This is a genomic window from Herbiconiux daphne (assembly GCF_024979295.1).
Taxonomy (GTDB): Bacteria; Actinomycetota; Actinomycetes; order Actinomycetales; family Microbacteriaceae; genus Herbiconiux; species Herbiconiux daphnes.
The window spans coordinates 162,765-181,337 of the sequence record NZ_JANLCJ010000004.1 but is presented as its reverse complement, the minus strand read 5'-3'; the positions used below and the strand labels follow the sequence as shown (position 1 = coordinate 181,337).

Annotated in this window: 21 protein-coding genes; 10 read left to right on the top strand and 11 right to left on the bottom strand. The window is 71.2% G+C overall.

Translation table 11 applies throughout. The features are described 5' to 3' along the window. Positions 1-52: 52 nt before the first annotated feature. Positions 53-352, bottom strand: coding sequence for a hypothetical protein (locus tag N1032_RS12145; protein WP_259539353.1), 300 nt, complete (start codon positions 350-352; stop codon positions 53-55). Positions 353-359: 7 nt separating this feature from the next. Continuing rightward, positions 360-1,895, bottom strand: a complete 1,536-nt coding sequence (locus N1032_RS12140; RefSeq protein ID WP_259539352.1) for a PspC domain-containing protein — start codon at positions 1,893-1,895, stop codon at positions 360-362. A 114-nt stretch (positions 1,896-2,009) separates the two neighbouring features. On the opposite strand from N1032_RS12140, the gene N1032_RS12135 reads away from it, so the two are divergent. After that, positions 2,010-3,269, top strand: coding sequence for an ATP-binding protein (locus N1032_RS12135; protein ID WP_259539351.1), 1,260 nt, complete (start codon positions 2,010-2,012; stop codon positions 3,267-3,269). Next, positions 3,266-3,919 carry a LuxR C-terminal-related transcriptional regulator gene (locus N1032_RS12130; RefSeq protein WP_259539350.1) on the top strand — a complete coding sequence of 218 codons (654 nt, stop codon included), beginning with the start codon at positions 3,266-3,268 and terminating at the stop codon, positions 3,917-3,919. The genes N1032_RS12135 and N1032_RS12130 overlap by 4 nt, the downstream gene beginning before the upstream one ends. 64 nt (positions 3,920-3,983) lie before the next feature. Here the strand turns inward: N1032_RS12130 and N1032_RS12125 are convergent, their stop codons facing one another. Beyond that, complete coding sequence (locus N1032_RS12125) at positions 3,984-4,982, bottom strand: diacylglycerol/lipid kinase family protein (protein ID WP_259539349.1); 999 nt, start codon at positions 4,980-4,982, stop codon at positions 3,984-3,986. 31 nt (positions 4,983-5,013) lie between these two features. Beyond that, a complete protein-coding gene (locus N1032_RS12120; RefSeq protein ID WP_259539348.1) occupies positions 5,014-6,744 on the bottom strand; it encodes an L-aspartate oxidase in 1,731 nt (576 codons plus the stop codon). 71 nt (positions 6,745-6,815) lie between these two features. On the opposite strand from N1032_RS12120, the gene N1032_RS12115 reads away from it, so the two are divergent. After that, positions 6,816-7,772 (top strand): LysR family transcriptional regulator, encoded by a 957-nt coding sequence (locus tag N1032_RS12115; protein ID WP_259539347.1) that lies wholly within the window; start codon positions 6,816-6,818, stop codon positions 7,770-7,772. Here N1032_RS12115 and N1032_RS12110 read toward each other — a convergent pair. The 4 genes from N1032_RS12110 to N1032_RS12095 form a co-directional block, all read right to left on the bottom strand. Next, entirely contained in the window at positions 7,759-8,706 is a 948-nt protein-coding gene (locus tag N1032_RS12110; protein ID WP_259539346.1) for an NADP-dependent oxidoreductase, read from the bottom strand. The genes N1032_RS12115 and N1032_RS12110 overlap by 14 nt on opposite strands. A 1-nt stretch (position 8,707) precedes the next feature. Next, positions 8,708-9,085: a DUF7144 family membrane protein gene (locus N1032_RS12105; RefSeq protein WP_259539345.1), complete on the bottom strand. Its 378-nt coding sequence runs from the start codon at positions 9,083-9,085 to the stop codon at positions 8,708-8,710. A 41-nt stretch (positions 9,086-9,126) separates the two neighbouring features. After that, on the bottom strand, positions 9,127-10,206 hold the full coding sequence (locus N1032_RS12100) for a fatty acid desaturase family protein (protein ID WP_259539344.1): 1,080 nt from the start codon (positions 10,204-10,206) through the stop codon (positions 9,127-9,129). A gap of 135 nt (positions 10,207-10,341) precedes the next feature. Continuing rightward, entirely contained in the window at positions 10,342-11,055 is a 714-nt protein-coding gene (locus tag N1032_RS12095; RefSeq protein ID WP_310795944.1) for a GAF and ANTAR domain-containing protein, read from the bottom strand. 100 nt (positions 11,056-11,155) lie between these two features. On the opposite strand from N1032_RS12095, the gene N1032_RS12090 reads away from it, so the two are divergent. After that, positions 11,156-11,566, top strand: a complete 411-nt coding sequence (locus N1032_RS12090; protein WP_259539343.1) for a hypothetical protein — start codon at positions 11,156-11,158, stop codon at positions 11,564-11,566. A gap of 4 nt (positions 11,567-11,570) precedes the next feature. On the opposite strand, the gene N1032_RS12085 is transcribed toward N1032_RS12090, so the two are convergent. From N1032_RS12085 to N1032_RS12075, 3 genes are read right to left on the bottom strand one after another with little or no spacing between them, the layout of a single operon-like run. Further along, positions 11,571-12,749, bottom strand: coding sequence for a Na+/H+ antiporter NhaA (locus N1032_RS12085; protein WP_259539342.1), 1,179 nt, complete (start codon positions 12,747-12,749; stop codon positions 11,571-11,573). 16 nt (positions 12,750-12,765) lie between these two features. Continuing rightward, on the bottom strand, positions 12,766-13,215 hold the full coding sequence (locus N1032_RS12080) for a DUF1801 domain-containing protein (protein ID WP_259539341.1): 450 nt from the start codon (positions 13,213-13,215) through the stop codon (positions 12,766-12,768). 43 nt (positions 13,216-13,258) lie between these two features. After that, positions 13,259-13,924 (bottom strand): arsenate reductase/protein-tyrosine-phosphatase family protein, encoded by a 666-nt coding sequence (locus N1032_RS12075; protein ID WP_259539340.1) that lies wholly within the window; start codon positions 13,922-13,924, stop codon positions 13,259-13,261. A gap of 156 nt (positions 13,925-14,080) precedes the next feature. On the opposite strand from N1032_RS12075, the gene N1032_RS12070 reads away from it, so the two are divergent. The 6 genes from N1032_RS12070 (at position 14,081) to aldh (ending at position 18,519) form a co-directional block, all read left to right on the top strand. After that, complete coding sequence (locus tag N1032_RS12070) at positions 14,081-14,341, top strand: DUF6458 family protein (protein WP_259539339.1); 261 nt, start codon at positions 14,081-14,083, stop codon at positions 14,339-14,341. A 3-nt stretch (positions 14,342-14,344) separates the two neighbouring features. Beyond that, positions 14,345-15,694 (top strand): serine/threonine-protein kinase, encoded by a 1,350-nt coding sequence (locus N1032_RS12065; RefSeq protein ID WP_259539338.1) that lies wholly within the window; start codon positions 14,345-14,347, stop codon positions 15,692-15,694. Beyond that, positions 15,691-16,281, top strand: a complete 591-nt coding sequence (locus N1032_RS12060) for a hypothetical protein (protein ID WP_259539689.1) — start codon at positions 15,691-15,693, stop codon at positions 16,279-16,281. The genes N1032_RS12065 and N1032_RS12060 overlap by 4 nt, the downstream gene beginning before the upstream one ends. 63 nt (positions 16,282-16,344) lie before the next feature. Beyond that, entirely contained in the window at positions 16,345-16,509 is a 165-nt protein-coding gene (locus N1032_RS12055) for a hypothetical protein (protein WP_259539337.1), read from the top strand. A gap of 30 nt (positions 16,510-16,539) precedes the next feature. Then, positions 16,540-17,031 (top strand): SRPBCC family protein, encoded by a 492-nt coding sequence (locus N1032_RS12050; protein ID WP_259539336.1) that lies wholly within the window; start codon positions 16,540-16,542, stop codon positions 17,029-17,031. A gap of 111 nt (positions 17,032-17,142) precedes the next feature. Beyond that, the gene (gene aldh / locus N1032_RS12045; RefSeq protein WP_259539335.1) at positions 17,143-18,519 is read left to right on the top strand and encodes an aldehyde dehydrogenase AldH; all 1,377 of its coding nucleotides are present in this window, start codon (positions 17,143-17,145) and stop codon (positions 18,517-18,519) included. Positions 18,520-18,573 lie beyond the last annotated feature (54 nt).

Below are 18,573 nucleotides of genomic sequence, written 5' to 3'. Positions count from 1 at the left end.
GCGCGGCTGTCCGCTTCGCCAAGCGTCGTGGCTGCGCCTTCATGCGCCCGGGTCAGCGCCGGAAGGCGGCCACGATGCCCACCGCGACGAGGGCGACCCCGGCGGCGATGACGCCGACGAAGGCCCACAGGTAACGATCGGCGTCGAGCCCGGGGCCGAACTGGCTGAGGGCCACGAAGCCGCAGAGGGCGAGCAGCAGGATGCCCCAGATGATGGTGCCGAACTGGGCCGGGTGCGGCCTGGCCGGGGCGGGGGGCCCGGGCACGGCGGCTGTGGGTGCGGGGGTGGCGGTGGGTGCGGGGCCCGCGGGCACGGCGGTGGGCGTGGTCTCTGGGGTGGTGTCGTCGGTCATGGTGTCGTCACCTCTCGTTCTCGTCGTTCTCGGGCACGATGCTGACGGTTCCGGCCAGCAGCCAGATGCGGATCACCGGCAGCCGGTCGAGCTGCGCCGGGGTGAGGTCGTCGACGGCCGAGTCGGCCGATGATCCCGCCACCGGCCCGGAGGCCGTGAAGAGGCGGTCGTCGTCGACGAAGACCCCGCTGCGCTCGGTGCCCAGCGTCGAGGTGACCGTGCCGGCGAACACGTGCGACTCGACCCGGAACGGCAGGCCCGACGGCACGCGCACCTCGGTCTGGCCGGCGCCCAGCCAGACGTCGACCGTGCCGCCCGGCGATCGCGCGGTGAGGTCGTCGGCGTCGACGACGGTCTTGCCGGCGATCAGCAGGTAGCTGTCGGGCCCGTCGGCCACCGCCTGACTCACCTGAACGGTCTGGGTGCCGAACGGCTGCACCTCGGTTCCCGCGGGCAGCACCCCGGTGAAGAGCACCACGAGCGCGAGCAGGAACGCGAACGGCCCCAGCCCGCCACTCGTGCGGCCCCGGATGCCGGCGATCACGATCCCGGCCGCGATCACGCCGAGGGCGGCGATCGAGATCACGAGCACGAGCTTGCCGTCGGGCACGACCGCGCCGTAGCCGATGCCCACCACGGCGGCCGCCATCAGGGCGATGCCGAGCACGACCGACGAGAACGCCGCCCCCGCACCACGGGGCTGAGGGTGGGCGGCCTTCCAGGCCTCCGCGCGGGCCCGCGCTTGCTCCCGGGCCTGCTCGTGGCGCTCGCGGTGCCAGTCGGTCTGGGTCCAGGGCGGTGCAGCAAACGGTGCGGCGGGCGGTGCAGCATACGGTGCGGTGGGTGGTGCGGATGCCTCGGGGCCGGCGTCCGGGCGGACCCCGAGGCCGGCGTCGGGGCCGAGCCACGTGTCGTCGGCACCGGGGGTGGGTGCCAGGGGGTCGGCGGTGGGCGCCAGGGGGTCGGTCGCCGGGTGCGCGCCGGTGGCGGCATCCGGAGCCGTGGCGGCTTGGAACGATGAGGGCTCGGCGGTCGCGGCGGCCGGTGGCGTGCCCGGGTGCTGGGCGGCCCGCCGGGCGATCACGACCGTGAGCCAGATCGCCCCGGCGATGAGGGCGAGCACCCAGAGGGTGCGCAGGGTGCCCTCGAGCCAGTCGGGCATGCCCCACAGCTGCGGCACCGCGTCGAACCAGATGCCCCGCGTGAACGGCAGGAAGGTGAGCACGGCGGCGATGCCGATGAAGATCATGGGGTAGGTGAAGCGCCCGTTCACCGCGCTCTCGGCGTGGATGTGGCCGCGGGCGTCGGGCAGCAGTGCCCAGCCCACGGCGTAGGCGAGAAAGACGGGGCCGCCGAGCACGGCGACGACGATCGCGATGCCGCGCACGAGCAGGGGGTCGAGGCCGGTGCGGGCGGCGACGCCGGCGCAGACGCCGGCGATCCAGGCGCCGTCGGGGCGTGTGACGCCGAGGCTGCGGATCCAGCCGAAGAACGAGGCACCGACCGGGCGTGGGGCGGGGGGAGCGGGAGGCGTTGTGGACATGGTTCGATTCTGGCGAGCACCACCGGTGCGCCGATATCGGGGATGACCCTGATTCGACCCTGAGATCGGCCCCGCAGACTGCGGTCGGGGTGCGCGACCTGCTTGGATGCTGGAATGGAGACCACCGCCACGATCGTGCGCCCTCGCCTGCGCGTGGTGGGCGGCGTGTGCGCGGGCGTGGCCGGCCATCTCGGCGCCCCGGTCGCGGTGGTGCGCACGATCGCGGTGCTGCTCGCGCTCTGCGGCGGCGCCGGGGTGCTGCTCTACGCCTGGCTCTGGGCGACGACGCCGGTGACGGATGCGCCGGTGGACCCCCGCATGCGCGCGAGCCTCACGACGCCCGCCGCGGGCGCCGCCGCGGCATCCGGTTCTGCTGTCGACTCCTCACGCACCGAGCATCTGCGCCGCGCGCCCGTCACCGAGATCTTGCTCGGCCTCGCCCTCATCGGCGCCGGTGGAGCCCTCGTGGTGAACAGTCTCGGGGTGGAGGTGCCGCTCGCGGTCGTCATCCCCGCCATCGTCGTGCTCGCGGGCGTGGCCCTCGCCTGGCGCCAGTTCGCCGACCTGCGTGCCGGCACCGCGGCCTCGGCCCCCACTCTCGTGGTGCGCTCGCTCGGGGCTCTGGTGCTCGTGGCCACCGGCATCCTGCTGTTCTTCGTCACGGGCGAGACGCCGAACGTCTGGACCGTGGTGGTGGCCGCGGTGTCGGTGCTGCTCGGTGTGGGGCTCGTGGCACTGCCCTGGGTGGTGCGCCTCACGCGCGACCTGGGCGAGGAGCGAGCGGCCCGTGAGCGCGCGAACGAGCGCGCCGAGATCGCCGCCCACCTGCACGACTCGGTGCTGCAGACCCTGGCGCTCATTCAGCAGAAGGCCGGCCCGCGTAGTGAGGCGGCCCGGCTCGCCCGCGCCCAGGAGCGCGAGTTGCGCGACTGGCTGTTCGACACGGCCCCGGCCGACGATCGCGATCTCGCGAGCGAACTGCGCCGGCTCGCCGACGTGATCGAGCACGATCACCCGGTGCGCTTCGAGCTCGTCACGGTGGGTGCCTCGGTTCCCGCTCCCGAGAGCCTGCTGGCCGCCGGGCGCGAGGCGATGCTGAACGCGGCCCGGCACGCGGGTGGCGACGTCTCGATCTTCGTGGAGGTGGGGCCGGAGCGCATCGATCTGATCGTCACCGACCGCGGGCCCGGCATGAGCCTCGACGCCATCCCGGCCGATCGACTGGGCGTTCGCGAATCGATCATCGGGCGACTGGCGCGCGCGGGCGGCAGCGCCGTCATCGGCCCGGGTCGCGGCGGCTCGGGCACCGAGGTGCGGCTCAGCCTGCCGGTAGCCGTCGTGACCGCCGCCGAACGAGGAACGGATCACCCATGACCCAACTGCGCATCGCCATCGTCGACGACCACTCGATCTTCCGCTCGGGACTGCGAGCCGAGCTCGACGCCGCGCTCGAGGTGGTGGGCGAGGCCGCGACGGTCGACGAGGCCATCGTGCTCGTCGAGGCCACGCGGCCGCGGGTCGTGCTGCTCGACGTGCACCTTCCGGGTGGCCACGGCGGTGGGGGCGCCGAGGTCATCCAGCGCTCGGCGGGCGCGTCGCCCGAGACGCGCTTTCTCGCCCTGAGCGTGTCGGATGCCGCCGACGACGTGGTTCGGGTCATCCGCGCCGGTGCCCGCGGCTACATCACCAAGAGCTCGTCGGGCGCCGAGGTGTCGGAGGCGGCCCGGCGCGTGGCCGAGGGCGACGCCGTGTTCTCGCCCCGGCTCGCGGGGTTCGTGCTCGACGCCTTCGGCGCGGCGGCCGGCGAGACGGCGGCCACGCACGACGAGCTCGACCGGCTCTCGCAGCGCGAGCAGGAGGTGATGCGGCTGATCGCCCGCGGCTACTCCTACCGCGAGGTGGCGGGCGAGTTGTTCATCTCGGTGAAGACGGTCGAGACCCATGTGTCGTCGGTGCTGCGCAAGCTGCAGCTGTCGAACCGGCACGAGCTCACCGCCTGGGCGCTCGAGCGCAAGCTGCTCTGAGGCGCGAGAGCGCAAGCTGCTCTGAGGCGCTCGAGCGCACGCCGCTCCGAGGCGCGCCACACGCTCAAGCCGCCAGGCTGCGCTCCGGCACCCGGATCGTCAGCCCGTGGTGCCGCACCGACAGGCTCGCGGCGCTCACCAGCCCCTGCGGATCGCCGTCGAGCTGCAGCTCTTGCGGCTCGCTCAACCGCAGCTCGAAGTGCTTCGCCTGCGCCCACTGGATGGCGCGGGGCTTCGGCGTCACGCGGGCGACCAGCCGGCCGAACCGGGTGCGGTGCAGCACGCGGTTGAAGGTGAGGCGGTAGCCGATGTTGGTCCAACCCGGGCCGCGCCCTGGCCGGAAGACCACCGCGTCGAGCAGCCCGTCGTCGACCACCGCGGCCGGCAGCAGCAACAGTCCGGCCGGCAGGCTGCCCGAGTTGCCCACGATGACCGTGTGCGCCCGGGTCGCCACCTCGGGCCGGTCATCGAGGCGGTAGACCATGTCGAACTGCCGGTTGCCGAGCACGCTGCGAGCGATCGGGTCGGAGTAGGCCACCCAGCCGATGCGCTTCTTCAGCCGCTCGTTGGTGTGGGCCGCCATGTGGGCGTCGACCCCGATGCCCGCCATCACGAGGAACGCGTGGCGCGACTCGGTTCCGTCGGGCCGCTGCAGCACGGCGAGGCCCACGTCGATCGGGCGGTCGGCGCCACGGAAGGCCGTGGCGACCGACTCGGCGAGCCCGTTCAACGGAAGCCGCAGCTCGCGGGCGAAGAGGTTGCCGGTGCCGGTCGGCAGCAGTCCGAGCGGGATGCCCGTGCCGGCCAGGGCCTCTGCGGCGGCCCGGAGGGTGCCGTCGCCTCCCGCCACCAGGATGAGGTCGGGCCCGGATGCCGCGGCCTCGACCGCGGCCGACAGCCCGTCGTCGTCGGCGCTCGTCTCGAACCACTCCGACGGGCCCCAGCCCGACCGCGCCTCTTCGAGACCCACCACCGATCGCAGCGCGGCGACATCGACCTTCGCCGGGTTGAACACCACGGCTGCTCGACCGCGGGGCGAGACCGCGCCAGGCTCTTCGCTCACGCGAGAATGATAGCCGACCCCGCCCATGCCCCTATTCGACGAGCTTTCCCGCCACCGAGACCTCCTCGATCAGCGCTGCGATCTCGGCCGGAATCGGCGGGATCGCCTCGCGCACCACACCGGTGGTGGGCGACCACACCAGGTTGACCTGCAGCTCGGGGTCGATCTCGGGGTAGTCGCTGCGGTTGTGCGCCCCCCGGGTCTCCCGGCGCTCCAACGCCGCCTCGAGCGTGGCCCGCGCCGCGAGCGCCGCAGACTTGAGGTCGAAGGCGTGAGCGAGGTCGTGGTAGCCGGCGACATCCGGATGCACGCCGATGTCGGCCATGCGGGCCTCGATGGCGTCGAGCTCGGCGAGACCCCGGGTCAGCCCGTCTTCGTCGCGCACGACGCCCGCGAACTCGGTCATCGTGTCGCGGATGGCGCGCTGGAGGGCGCGCACGTTCTCGTCACCGGATGCCGCCAGCAGGGCGTCGATCTCGGCGCGGGCCTCGGCCACCGCCGCTGCCGACCGCACCTGAGCGGGCAGCGCGGCCGAGTAGGCCGCTGCCGCCTGCCCGACGATGCGGCCGAAGACGAGCAACTCGATCAGCGAGTTGCCACCCAGCCGGTTGGCGCCGTGCAGACCGCTCGACGCCTCGCCGATGGCGTAGAGGCCGTCGACCTCGGTGCTGTGGTCGTCGGAGCGCACCCACACGCCGCCCATCGAGTAGTGCGCGGTGGGCGCGATCTCGATCGGCTGCTTGGTGATGTCGAGCATCTGCAACTCGAGCATGGTCTGGTAGACGCGCGGCAGCCGGGTCATGATCGTCTCGCGGGGCAGGTGCGAGACATCCAGCCACACACCGCCGTTAGGGGTGCCGCGCCCCTCTTTGATCTCGGTGTAGCAGGCCAGCGCCACCCGGTCGCGGGTGGAGAGCTCGAGCCGCTCGGGGTCGTAGTTCTGCATGAAGCGCTCGCCGAGGCCGTTGCGCAGGATGCCGCCCTCGCCGCGGGCCGCCTCGCTGATGAGGGTGCCGGCCGCGTTCTCGGGCTCGATGATGCCCGACGGGTGGAACTGCACCAGCTCGGGGTCGCGCAGCCGCGCCCCCGCCTCGACGGCCAGGCGGAACGAGTCGCCGGTGTTCTCGTCGCGGCGGCTCGAGGTGCGGCGCCAGATGCGGTTGTGGCCGCCGGCGGCGAGGATGACCGCGTCGGCGTGGATGAGGTAGCGGGTGCCGTCGTCGAGGTCGAAGCCGTAGGCGCCGAACACCACGTTGTCGTTCACGAGCAGCCGCGTGATGTAGACGGTGTCGAGGATGGGGATGTCGAGCTGGGCGGCGCGGTTGATCAGCGTGCGCTGGATCTCGAGGCCGGTGTAGTCGCCAGCGAACGCCGTGCGGCGGTATTTGTGCGCCCCGAAGAAGCGCTGTGAGATGCGGCCGTCGTCTTCGCGGGCGAACGGCATGCCGTAGCGCTCCAGGTCGTCGATGCCCTGGGCCGCGCCGGAGGTCACGATCTCGACGGTGTGGGGGTTGGCGAGGAAGTAGCTCTCTTTGATCGTGTCGGCGGCGTGCTGCTGCCAGCTGTCGTCGGCATCCATCGTGCCCAGCGCGGCGTTGATGCCACCGGCCGCGAGAGAGGTGTGGGCGTCGCTCTTCGGACGCTTTCCGACGGCGGTCACCGCGACGCCCGCTTCGGCGAGTTCGATGGCGGCACGGAGCCCGGACCCGCCGGTGCCGATGACGAGGACGGAGGTGCTGATCTGACGTTCTGGTGCGCTCATGCCTGCCACGCTAGGCGGATCTCGCGCATTACTCCAATGCATATAACTGGTCATGACGATGCGAATAGACTATGGACGTGAATCTCGAGCAACTGCGCAGCTTCGTCGCGGTGGCCCAGGTCGGCAACTTCACCCGCGCCGCCGAAAACCTGCATCTGGCGCAGCCGTCGCTGAGCCGGCAGATCGCATCGCTCGAGCACGACCTCGGGGCCGAGCTCGTGCAGCGCGGGCGTGCCGGCAGCACCCTCACCACGGCGGGCGAGTCGCTGCTGCCCCTCGCGCGCCGCATGCTCGCCGACGCCGACTCGGTGCGCCGCGAGCTGGCCGAGCTCGCCGGCCTGCAACGCGGCCGGGTGCGGCTCGGGGCCACGCCGACGCTCTGCATCAGCTTGGTCGCCGAGGTGCTCAGCGCCTTTCACGCGGCGCACCCCGGCATCGAGCTGCACCTCTCGGAGCACGGCTCGCGACGCCTGCTCGACGAGCTGGCCGCCGGAGAGCTCGACCTGGCCCTCATCACGACCTCGGACGCCGCACCGGCCGACCGGTTCTCGGTGGCCCCCCTGCTCGTCGAAGAGCTCGTGCTGATCTCGTCGGCCGCGGCACCGCCGGTCACGAGGCGCCGCACCATCGGTCTCGCCGAGATCGCCGCGCTGCCGCAGATCGAGTTCAGCCCGACCTACGACCTGCGCAGCACCACGGATGCCGCCTTCCGCGCCGCGGCACTGACACCCGACGTCGTGCTCGAGGGCGCCGAGATGGATGCGGTGCTGCGCTTCGTCGAACGCGGCCTCGGGGTGGCGATCGTGCCGGCCATGGTGCTGATCGACCGCCCGGGGCTGCGCTCGGTGCGGCTCGAGGCCCCGGCTCTGGCCCGCACGATCAGCCTCGCCCGGCCCACGGATGTCGCCACGACGAGCGCGGTGCGGGTGATGCAGCGCACGATCGCCGCCACCGCCACGGCGTTCGCCGCGCGAGCGGGTGCCACCATGCGGCTCGCCGAGGACGGTTCGGCCGTCAGTCGGGGATGACCTGCAGCACCGTCTTGCCGGGCCGGTGAAGCGACGGGCCGTCTTCGAACGCCTCCCGCCCACGGGCGAGCGGAAAGACCTGCGCGACGGTCACGTGCAGGTCTCCGGCGTCGGCGAGCCGGGCGATCTCGTCGAGTTCGGCGGAGTTCGCGGCCACGATGAAGAAGATGCCCGCGACATCCCGCCCCTCGAGCAGATCGGGGTCGACCGGCTGGCTCAGGGTGACGAACCGGCCCCCGGGTCGCACCATGTCGAGGGCCTCGGCGGTGGCGGGGCCGCCGACCGCGTCGATCACGACGTCGGCCTGCACGCGAACCGTCGCCCCGGTCACGGCGCGGTAGTCGAGCACGACGTCGGCCCCGAGCCCGCTCACGACGTCGAGCGCCGAGGCGCCGGCCGTCGCCGTCACCCGGGCACCGAGGTGGTGGGCGAGCTGCACGGCGAACGCTCCCACTCCGCCGGCGCCGCCCAGCACGACGACGTGCTCACCCGGCCGCACGGCGGCGTGGTCGACCAGCGCCTGCCACACCGTGAGTGCTGCGAGCGGCAGCGTCGCGCTCTCGATGTGGGTGAGCGAGGTGGGCCGTCGCGCCAGGTCGTCGACGGGGACCGACACGTAGTCGGCGGCCGCTCCGTCGTGGTTGAAGTCGATGCGGCCGTAGACCTCGTTGCCGACCGCGAAGGCGTCGACCCCGTCGCCGAGGCCGGCGACGACGCCCGAGACCTCGTGGGCGGGAATGATCGGCGTGCGGTCGTCGCCGTTCGCCGAGAGCCAGGTCTCGTCCCAATCCAGCTCGGCGAACGTGATCGCGGCGGCGTGCACACGCACGAGCACCTCGCCGGGGGCGGCGTGCGGGCGTGGTGCAGCCTCGTAGGCCAGGGTCTCGGGGCCGCCGCGCCGGTGCGCACGCAGCGCCATCATCGTCTCGGCCATGTCACCTCCGGAAGTAGTCGTTCGCCCGCCCGGTGTAGAGCAGGATCAGGCCGATCACCGCGAGCGCGGCACTGATGATGGGCGTCACCACGCTGGCCGGGTTCGCGACGATCGCGTAGGCCGCATTGGCCAGCGAGAGCACGAGCACGATGGTCGTCAGCACCCGGGCGACGCCACTGCCGCGGAGCAGCCCCACGCCCACGGCGATGGTCACCACGCCCAGCACGATCGACACGATCCCCGCGACGGCGAAGCCGCCCGACAAGGAGCCCTGGGCCGGTGACACCGCGAGCGACACCACGCCGCCGATGAGGGTGAACAGGCCCTGGATCCAGACGATGACGGCCACCAGGGTGACGCCGGCCGGTCGAGTTGCCACGAGATCTCCGATGGTCGCGGGGTGATGGTTGCTCCATCACCCTAGATCGCGGCGCGTTGCGCAGCCAAGGGGCAGTCGAAGGGGTCGCGCTCGCCGAGCCCGACCCGGTTGATGTAACCCACCACGATGCCGTACGACTCGATCAGCCCGGTCTGCCGGTAGGGAACCCCGCGCGCCTCGCAGTAGGCCGCCACGATCGGCGCGGCGCGGCGCAGGTGCGGCCGCGGCATCGACGGGAAGAGGTGGTGCTCGATCTGGTAGTTGAGCCCGCCCATCGCGACGTCGAGCACCCGATTGCCCCGGATGTTGCGGCTCATCATGACCTGGCGGCGCAGGAAGTCGAGTTTCAGCGATCGCGGCACCAGCGGCATCCCTTTGTGGTTCGGTGCGAACGATGCCCCCATGTAGAAGCCGAACAGGCCCAGTTGCACGCCGAGGAAGGCCGCGGCCACGCCGGGCGACAGCACGACGAAGGCCAGGGCGGTGAAGCCGCCGATGCGGATGACGAGGAAGGCGATCTCGATGCCCCGTCGCTTGAGGGGCTCGCGGCCGAGCACGCGATGCACGCCCGAGGCGTGCAGGGAGAGCCCCTCGAGCAGCAGCACCGGAAAGAAGAAGGCTCCCTGGTGCGCGATCAGCCACGACGTGACGGGCCCGCGTCGGCGCTCGATCTGCTCGGCGGTGAACGAGATCGCGGGCACCTCGATGTCGGGGTCGGCGCCGAGTTTGTTGGGGTTGGCGTGATGGCGGGTGTGCTTGTGCTGCCACCATCCGTAGCTCAGGCCGACGAAGAGGTTGCCGAGCACGAGCGTCGTCCAGTCGTTCCAGCGGCCGGATCGGAAGATCTGCCGGTGCGCCGCGTCGTGGCCGAGGAAGGCGGTCTGGGTGAACAGCACCGCGAACAGCGCGGCCGTCGCGAGCTGCCACCAGGTGTCGCCGATCGCCACGAACAGCCAGATGGCGGCGGCGAACGCGACCGGCACGAGCAGCAGCTTCGTCCAGTAGTAGCCGTAGCGGCGGCGCATCAGCCCCGACGCGTTGATGCGCTTCGCGAGTTCGGTGAACTCGCTGTTGCGGCGGTCGGCGCGCGCAGCCGTAGACGATGGATTGACGGTGGTCACGATGGCCCCTGCCGTGTGCAACACCGGTCACGATGGCCGGTGGCGTCGCTGCCGGGTCCGGGGAGCGCCTTGACACGAAGCTACGTCTCGGCGTGCGGCCCGGCAAGCCCCCACCGCTGTGGGTTCGCCGAGAGGTCAGCGGCGACCGGCGGCCTCGACCACCTCGCGGGCCACGACCGACAGCAGCTGGCCGCTCGCGCGCGCCCGGGAGCGCAACCGGCGGAACGCCTCATCCATGTCGACCTGGTCGCTGTAGGCGATGATGCCCTTGGCCTGCTCGATCACGATGCGGCTGTTGAGCGCGTGCTGCAACTGCTCGCGCGCGGTGTCGGCCTCGCGCAGCGCGCGTTCGTGCAGGATGCCGATGGTGGCGATGTCGGCGAGCGCCTTGGCCGCCGCCGCGTCTTCGGGATGGATGGGGCCCACCCGGTCGCTGAACAGGTTGAGCGAGCCGATGGTCTGGTCGCGCAGCTTCATCGGGATGGCGTGCATCGCCTGGTAGTCGAGGCTGGTCGCCAGCGTGGCGAACTTCGGCCAGCGCGCGTAGGTGTCGGCGATGTTGTCGACCGACACGATCTGACCGGTCTCGTAGGCGTCGACGCACGGGCCCTCCCCGGCGTCGAGCTGCAGCAGGCCGATCAGGCGACTGCGTTCGCTGGTCGATGCGATCACCTCGAGGGGCCCGTCGGCGGTGGGCACCAGGATGCCGGCATCCGCCGCTTCGAGAATGAGCGAGCATCGTCGCACGAGCGTGTGCAGCAGGTCGACCACGTCGTAGTCGGCCACGAGGGTGTCGGCGAGGCCGACGAAGGTCTCGACGAGTTCTTTCTCTCGAACCCGAGCCATCATGATGCCAACTTACCCCGGCCCGTTTTGCAGCGCGACGCCCGACTGCAATAAGGTCGCTGCGGGGGCGACGACACTGGTCGCTGTGAACGTGGGGAACATCATGGAATCGTCGAATTCTGCTGCGCCGTCGACGGTGCGGGCGTCTTTCTGGCTCTGGATCGCATCGGTCGTGCTGGCCGTCATCTCGGGCATCGTCGTGCTCGCGACGGGCACCGAACCGCGCGCGGATGTCGGCGACGACGCCCAGGTCGCGGCGGCCGTCGCGCCCGTGGTGCTGAGCGTCGGGCTGCTGATCGGCGCCGGTCTGCGGGTGCTGTTCGCGGTGTTCATGTACCGGGGCCGCAACTGGGCGCGCATCGTGCTGCTCATCGTGGCGATCCTCACCACGCTCGGCGGCATCAGCACGATCCTCGTCGGCAACGTGCTCGACATCCTGACGCTGGTGGCGACCGTCGTCGCCGCGGTGCTGATGTTCGTGCCGGCGTCGAACCCCTACTTCCGCCGCCGCTAAGGCGTCAGGCCGCGAGCCGGCGTTCGGCCTCGAGCCGCAGCGCCCGCAGCCGCCGGTAGGAGGCGGCGAGCGTCGACACCAGCACGGCGGCGATGACGATCGAGATGCTCGAGCCGAGCAGCACGGCCAGTGTGCCCTCGTCGGCGACCTCGGGGTCGGCCGCGAACGCGAGCTCGTTCATGAGCAGCGAGACCGTGAAGCCGACGCCTCCGAGCGCGCCGGCGGCGAGCAGTCCGTGCAGCGAGAGCTGCGGTCGTCGTTCGCGCGGGCCCACGAACCCCGAGAGCCATCCGCCGAGGGTGATGCCGATGATCTTGCCCACCGGCAGGGCGATCAGGATGCCCCAGAACGCGGGTGCGAGCTCGGCGGGCGCCACCTGCGGAACGGCCACGAGCGCGGCCGAGAACGCGAACAGCGGCAGGATGACGCCGTTGGTGACGGGTTCGAGATGATGGCGCAGGTGCATGGCCGGTTTTCGCACCATCACGAGCCCGAGCGCCACTCCGGCGATGGTGGCGTGCACTCCCGAGAGCACGACCAGCGACCAGGTGACCAGCGCGACGACGACCATGGCCGCGGCGGCGAGCATCCGCAACCGCGTGCTCAGCAACCGGCTCAGCAACCCGAAGGCCGCGACACCGGCCGCAGCGAGCGCGATGAACAGCAGGTTGGGGTCGGCGGTGAAGAAGACGGCGATGATGAGGATCGCGACGATGTCGTCGAGGATGGCGAGCGCGAGGATGAAGATGCGCAGACGCGACGGAATGCCCGTGCCGAACACGGCGAGCACCCCGAGGGCGAACGCGATGTCGGTGGCGGTGGGGATGGGCCAGCCGCCGGCGTAATCCGATCCGGCGGTCACACCGAGGTAGATGAGCGCCGGCACGGCCACGCCCACGAGCGCGGCGATGGCCGGGCGCACGGCCTTCGACACCGAGTCGAGCTGCCCCACCGCGAACTCGTTCTTCAGCTCGACCGCCACCACGAAGAAGAACACGGCGAGCAGGCCGTCGCTGATCCAGTGCCCCACCGAGAGGTCGAGCGGGGTGCCGGGCACGGCGAGATGGGCGTCTTGCAGCTGCATCAGGGCGGGGCCCAGCGGTGAGTTCGCGGCGAGCAGCCCGAGCGCGGCCGCCGCGAGCAGCAGGAAGGCGGCGACGCGTTCGGATCGGATGAAGGCCATGCCGGGGTCGCCGGTCTCAGGCCTGGGCGCGCGAGAGCTCGTAGAGCTCGATCAGCCGGGCCGGCGGGGTGGCGGCGATCGAGTCGGCGATGACGTCGGGGGCGAGAGCGTCGAACCGCGAGAAGCGGATGCAGCTCTTGCCCATGTCGAGCTTCCTGCCGGTGGCAGCCCAGGCCGTGCGGAACCTCTCGACCTCGGCGTCATCGCTCGAGAGGCAGGTCAGATAGAGCGAGGTGTAGTTCTTCTGCGCCGCCACGGCGGCGACGGCAAGTGGATGCCCGTTGTAGGTGGACGGGTAGCGGCCGAGGGGCACGACCCAGCTCGGCATGCCGAACTCGATGGCGTGCTCGTAGCCGTCGGGCACGGCGCCGTCGACGAGGGCGATCACCTGGGCCACCAGCTCAGCGCGCTCGGGAGGGAGGGCTCGCAGGTACTCCGCGAAGTCGGCTCCGGTGGGCTCGGGCATGAGACCAGGGTAGCCGCGGCATCCGTCACCGCGCACGGGTGGCTCAGTCGGTGACGCGCAGTCGCATCGTGAGGGCATGGATGCGGCGGGCGATGAGGGCGAACGCGTTCTCGAACGCCTCGGGCGTTCCGAGCGGTGCCGGATCAGGGATCGACCAGTGCAGGTCGTCTTGGCCCACCATCTGCTCGTGCGCGCTGTCGCAGACGGTGATGACGAGGTCGCGCTCCTCGACCACCTGGCTGACGTGCTGGGGGCGCCGGTCGCTGTCGATGGTGAGGCCGTGGCGAGCTGCGGTGTCGATCGCCCCGGGGTTGACCGCCTCGCCCGGGCTCACTCCGGCCGAGAGGGCCGGGATGTCGCTGGCGTCGCGCCAGATGGCCTCGGCCAGTTGCGACCGGGCGGAGTTCGCGGTGCAGACGAAGATCACGCGGCCCGGCACGGCGACACCGCCCGGAGTGAGGGTGTCGAAGATCTCGGGGTGCAGGCCGATGTAGGTGCGGCGCTTGTCGAACTCCGATCGGGTGCGCGAGACGATGTCGGCCCGCTCGAGCACTCTCAGGTGATGCGCGACGAGGTTCGAGCGGAGCTTCAGCAGGAGTTCGATCTCAGACGACGACAGATCGCCGAGGGTGAGGAGGTCGACGATGCGCAGTCGGGTGGGATCTGCGAGCGCGGCGAAGATGGCCACTCGGCGTTTCAGATCGGTCATGGCGCACACCCATCAACTTTGACTCAATCGCAATTGACTCAATCATGGTAGGCATGTTGCAGAGCAGCACCCCCGTCGCGACGATCAGACAGCCGATTGTCAGGCACGGGCGCTCGTGTGAGGCGAATCGCTCGCCCCACGATTGGAGAAGAGCACATGGGTATCGGCACAGGGATCGGCTTGTTCGTGATCGGGGCGATCTTGGCCTTCGCGGTGAACATCGACCTCGGCGGCGTGGTGAATCTCGCCCTCATCGGCTACATCCTCATGGGGGCCGGCGTCGTCGTCTTCCTCATCAGCCTCGTCTTCCTGCTGCGCCGGCGTCAGTCGGTCGCCACGACGCGCACGGCCGTCGACCCGGCCAGTGGCGAGCAGGTGACCCGCAGCACGCGCGACACCAACGACCCGCTGGTCTGATCGATGTCGGTTCTGCTGCCGGAGAGCTCGCCGAACACCGGCGAGCTCCTCGACGGCCGCTATCGCCTCGACTCCCGGGTGGGCGTCGGGGGGATGGGCGTGGTCTACCGCGCGCACGACGAGACGCTCGGGCGCACGGTGGCGGTGAAGGTCTTCAACGACTCCGCCGCCGGTGCCGCGCGCACGGCGTCGGAGACGCGGCTGCTCGCCGCACTCAACCACTCGTCGCTCGTCACGCTGTTCGACGCCCGCGTCTCGGGGGAGCCGCCCGACTATCTCGTGATGGAGTACGTCGAGGGCCCCACGCTCCGCGACCGCATCGCGGAAGGCGCGATCGACCGCCACGACGTCGAGGTCATGACGCGTGACCTGGCCGAGGCCCTGCATGTCGTGCACCAGGCCGGCATCGTGCACCGCGACGTGAAGCCGTCGAACGTGCTGCTGCGCCGGTCGCACGTGCCCGGAGAGGGATTCCGGGCGAAGCTGGCCGACTTCGGCATCGCCCACCTGATCGACTCGACCCGCATCACGAGCGTGGGAACGGTGGTCGGCACGGCCGCCTACCTGAGCCCCGAACAGGTGCGGGGTGAAGAACCCGCGCCCGCCGCCGACGTCTACGCCCTCGGGCTCGTGGTCATCGAGGCGCTCACCGGCACGCGGGCGTTCGCGCAGACCGGCGCCCACGAGGCCGCGCTGGCGCGGCTCACGAGCGACCCCGTGATTCCGGGGGCGCTCGGTTACCCCTGGAAGTCGCTGCTCACGGCCATGACCACGCGCGACCCGGCCGAGCGGCCCACCGCGCTCGAGGTCGTGCTCGCGATCGATCGCCTGCGGCTCACCGGTGCCGCGGAGCGAGCGGCAGAACCGGGAGACGCCGCCGACGCGACCGACGCGACCGTGCAGTCGGCCGCTCCCGGTGGGGGCACCGTGCGGCTGGGTGACCCCACCGACGTGACCGAGCGGATGGTCGCCGGTGACGGAGTGGCCGGGCGGCTGGCCGACCCTGATGTCGTGACCGAGCGGTTGACCGGTGGCGCTGGCGCGGGGCGGGTGGCCGATCCGGAGGTCACGCGCGTTCTGCCGAGTGCCCCGGCCCCGACGCAGACCCCGACGGCACCGTCCGCCTACGTGGCCGCGACCTCGGCGCTCGCCGAAGACACCGCGCCCATCCGGCGTCGTGCGCCCTGGCGCATCATCATCGCCGTGATCGCCCTGCTCGTCGTGGCGGCCATCGTCGGCGCGCTGCTCTGGGCACTCAGTGCCTCGAGCCCCGCCCAGGCGCCGACGCTGCCGGCCCTGGTCGACCCGCTCGGTGCCGACATGCAGCGCCTGCTCGATTCGGTGACGCCGTGAGCCCGGCTCGGCTGAGGGCCGCCTCGGCGGCCGCGGTCATCGTGGTGGCCCTGACGGTAGGACTCGCCGGGTGTGCCGGTGCGTCATCCGGAATCTCGGCGGGAACGGGCGAACTCATGCAGTCGACCGTCGTGACGGCCGCGAACCAGGCGGCCGCCGGCGACAGTGCCGCGGCCCTCGCCACCATCGACAACCTCGAGACCCAGCTCGAGCAGGCGTCGTCGAAGGGCGACGTGTCACCGAGCCGCGCGGCCACGATCCAGCAGGCCATCGACGCCGTGCGCGCCGACCTGCTGACGCCCGCGCCTGCCGCGACGCCCGAGCCGGAGCCTGAGCCGAGCGACGAGCCGGTGCCGGCGCCCGAGCCGGTGCCGTCGGATGCCGTCACCGACCCGGCCGTGCCCTCGCCGACCGACGACACGGTCACCGACGACCCGGCCACCGACGACGACGGTTCGGGCGACAGCGGCAACGGCGACAGCGGCAGCGGAAACAGCAACGGCAATAGCGGCAGCAACGGCGGCGGCAACGGCAACGGGAACAACGGGAACGGGAACGGCAACGGCGGTTCCGGCACCGACGAATAACGTCCACCCACAAGGTGGCGACAGCGGCCGACGGCCGTCCTTCACAATCAAAAGGAGAACACAGTGAACATCCTGCTCATCGTCATCGCGGTCATCGCGGTCATCCTGCTGTTCACAGGCGGCTTCGTCTCGTCTCTGAACTTCTTGCTCTGGGTGGGTCTCATCCTGCTCGTGCTGGCGGTCATCGTCTTCATCGTGCGGGCGATCACCGGCAACCGCCGGGTCTAGCGAGCAATCGATCGAGAGGGAACACCACCGATGACCGAAGCCCACCACACCGAGGTGATCGAAGCGCCGATCGCGGCCGTCTACCAGCAATGGCTCGACGTCGAATCGTTCTCGCGTTTCATCCCCGCGGTCAAGGCGGTCACGACGTCAGCCGACGTCTACAGCCATTGGACCCTCTCGATCGGCTCGCCCGGCGCGATCGGCGCGCTCACGCGCGAGTTCGACGCCGAGATCACCGAGCAACTCCCCGAGGAGCGCGTCAGCTGGCGCACGCTGTCGGGCGACCTCTCCCTCACGGGTTCGGCGACCTTCGCCGAACCCGCTGAGGGCACGACCGAGGTGACATTGAGCGTGACCTGGGCGCCGAAGTCGGCGGCGGAGCACGCGGCGGCGACCCTCGGGGTCGACGACCGCATCGTCACGTCGTCGTTGCGCGAGTTCAAGCACTACGTCGAGACGCACGACGGGCCATCCGGTCACTCCTATGTCACCCTGCGATCGGTGGATCCGACGGATTCATAATGTATTGATTGGTCTAGCTGTGGTTGCTTGCCCGTATTGGATGGTTTAGCCTGGTCTGATACGAACGGCAAGCGGTTTCCAACCGCTCACGATGAAGTGAGGACACAGCAGATGGCCATCGCCACCGTCGACCCCAGCACCGGAGAACTCCTGCGCGAGTTCGCGCCCCACACGCCCGCCGAGGTGGAGGAGCGCATCGCGGCGGCCGACGCCGCCTACCGGCAACTCGCGTCGACCACGTTCGCCGAGCGAGCCGAGTGGATGCGCGCGGCGGCCGGCATTCTCGAGGCCGAGGTCGACCAGGTGGCCGAGCTCATCACCACCGAGATGGGCAAGACGCTCGCCACGGCGCGTTACGAGACGCTGAAGTCGGCCACCGGCATGCGTTTCTTCGCCGACAACGCCGAGCGCTACCTGGCCCCGGAGCAGCCGGTCGAGTCGTCGGCCGTCAACGCCTCCGCCCTCTCGGTGCGGTTCGACCCGATCGGGGTGGTGCTGGCCGTGATGCCGTGGAACTACCCGCTCTGGCAGACCATCCGGTTCGCCGCGCCCGCCCTGATGGCGGGCAACACCGGGTTGCTCAAGCACGCATCGAACGTGCCGCAGAGCGCGCTCTACCTCGGCGACCTGTTCGAGCGCGGCGGCTTTCCGCACGGATCGTTCCAGACGCTGCTGATCGAGGGCGGGGCCGTGGCACCGTTGCTCGACGACCGGCGCATCCGGGCCGCCACCCTCACCGGGTCGGTCGCGGCCGGAGCCTCCGTCGCCGAGGCGGCGGGCCGCAACGTCAAGAAGACCGTGCTCGAGCTCGGCGGCACCGACGTGTTCATCGTGCTGCCCACCGCCGACATCGCGCGCGCGGCCGAGCTGGGGGTCACGGCGCGGGTGCAGAACTCGGGTCAGTCGTGCATCGCGTCGAAGCGCTACTACGTGCACGCCGACGTCTACGACGAGTTCGAGGCCGCGTTCGTGGCCGGCATGGCCGCCACGGTCGCGGGTGACCCGCGTGACGCGGCGACCACCTTCGGCCCGCTCGCGACCGAGCGCGGCCGGCGCGACGTGCAGGAGCTCGTCGACGACGCCGTCGGCAAAGGCGCGACCGTGCTCGCCGGGGGCGAGGTTCCGGATGCCGCGGGCTGGTTCTATCCGGCCACGGTGCTGGCCGGTGTCACGCCCGACATGCGCATCTATCGCGAGGAGTGCTTCGGGCCGGTCGCGTGCCTCTACCGCGTGGCCGATCTCGACGAGGCGATCGAGCGCTCGAACGACTCCGACTTCGGCCTGTCGTCGAGCGTCTGGACCAACGACCCCGACGAGATCGTCCGTCTGGGTCGCGAGATCGACGCGGGCGGGGTGTTCGTGAACGGGCTGACGGCCTCGTTCCCCGGGGTGCCGTTCGGTGGGGTCAAGGACTCGGGCTACGGGCGCGAGCTGTCGGCGTTCGGCATCCGCGAGTTCACCAACGCGAAGACGGTCTGGCAGGCCTGATCGGGGCGGCCGCCCGCCCGCGCGTGTTGGGCGCACGGGTCGAAGGCGGCGCGG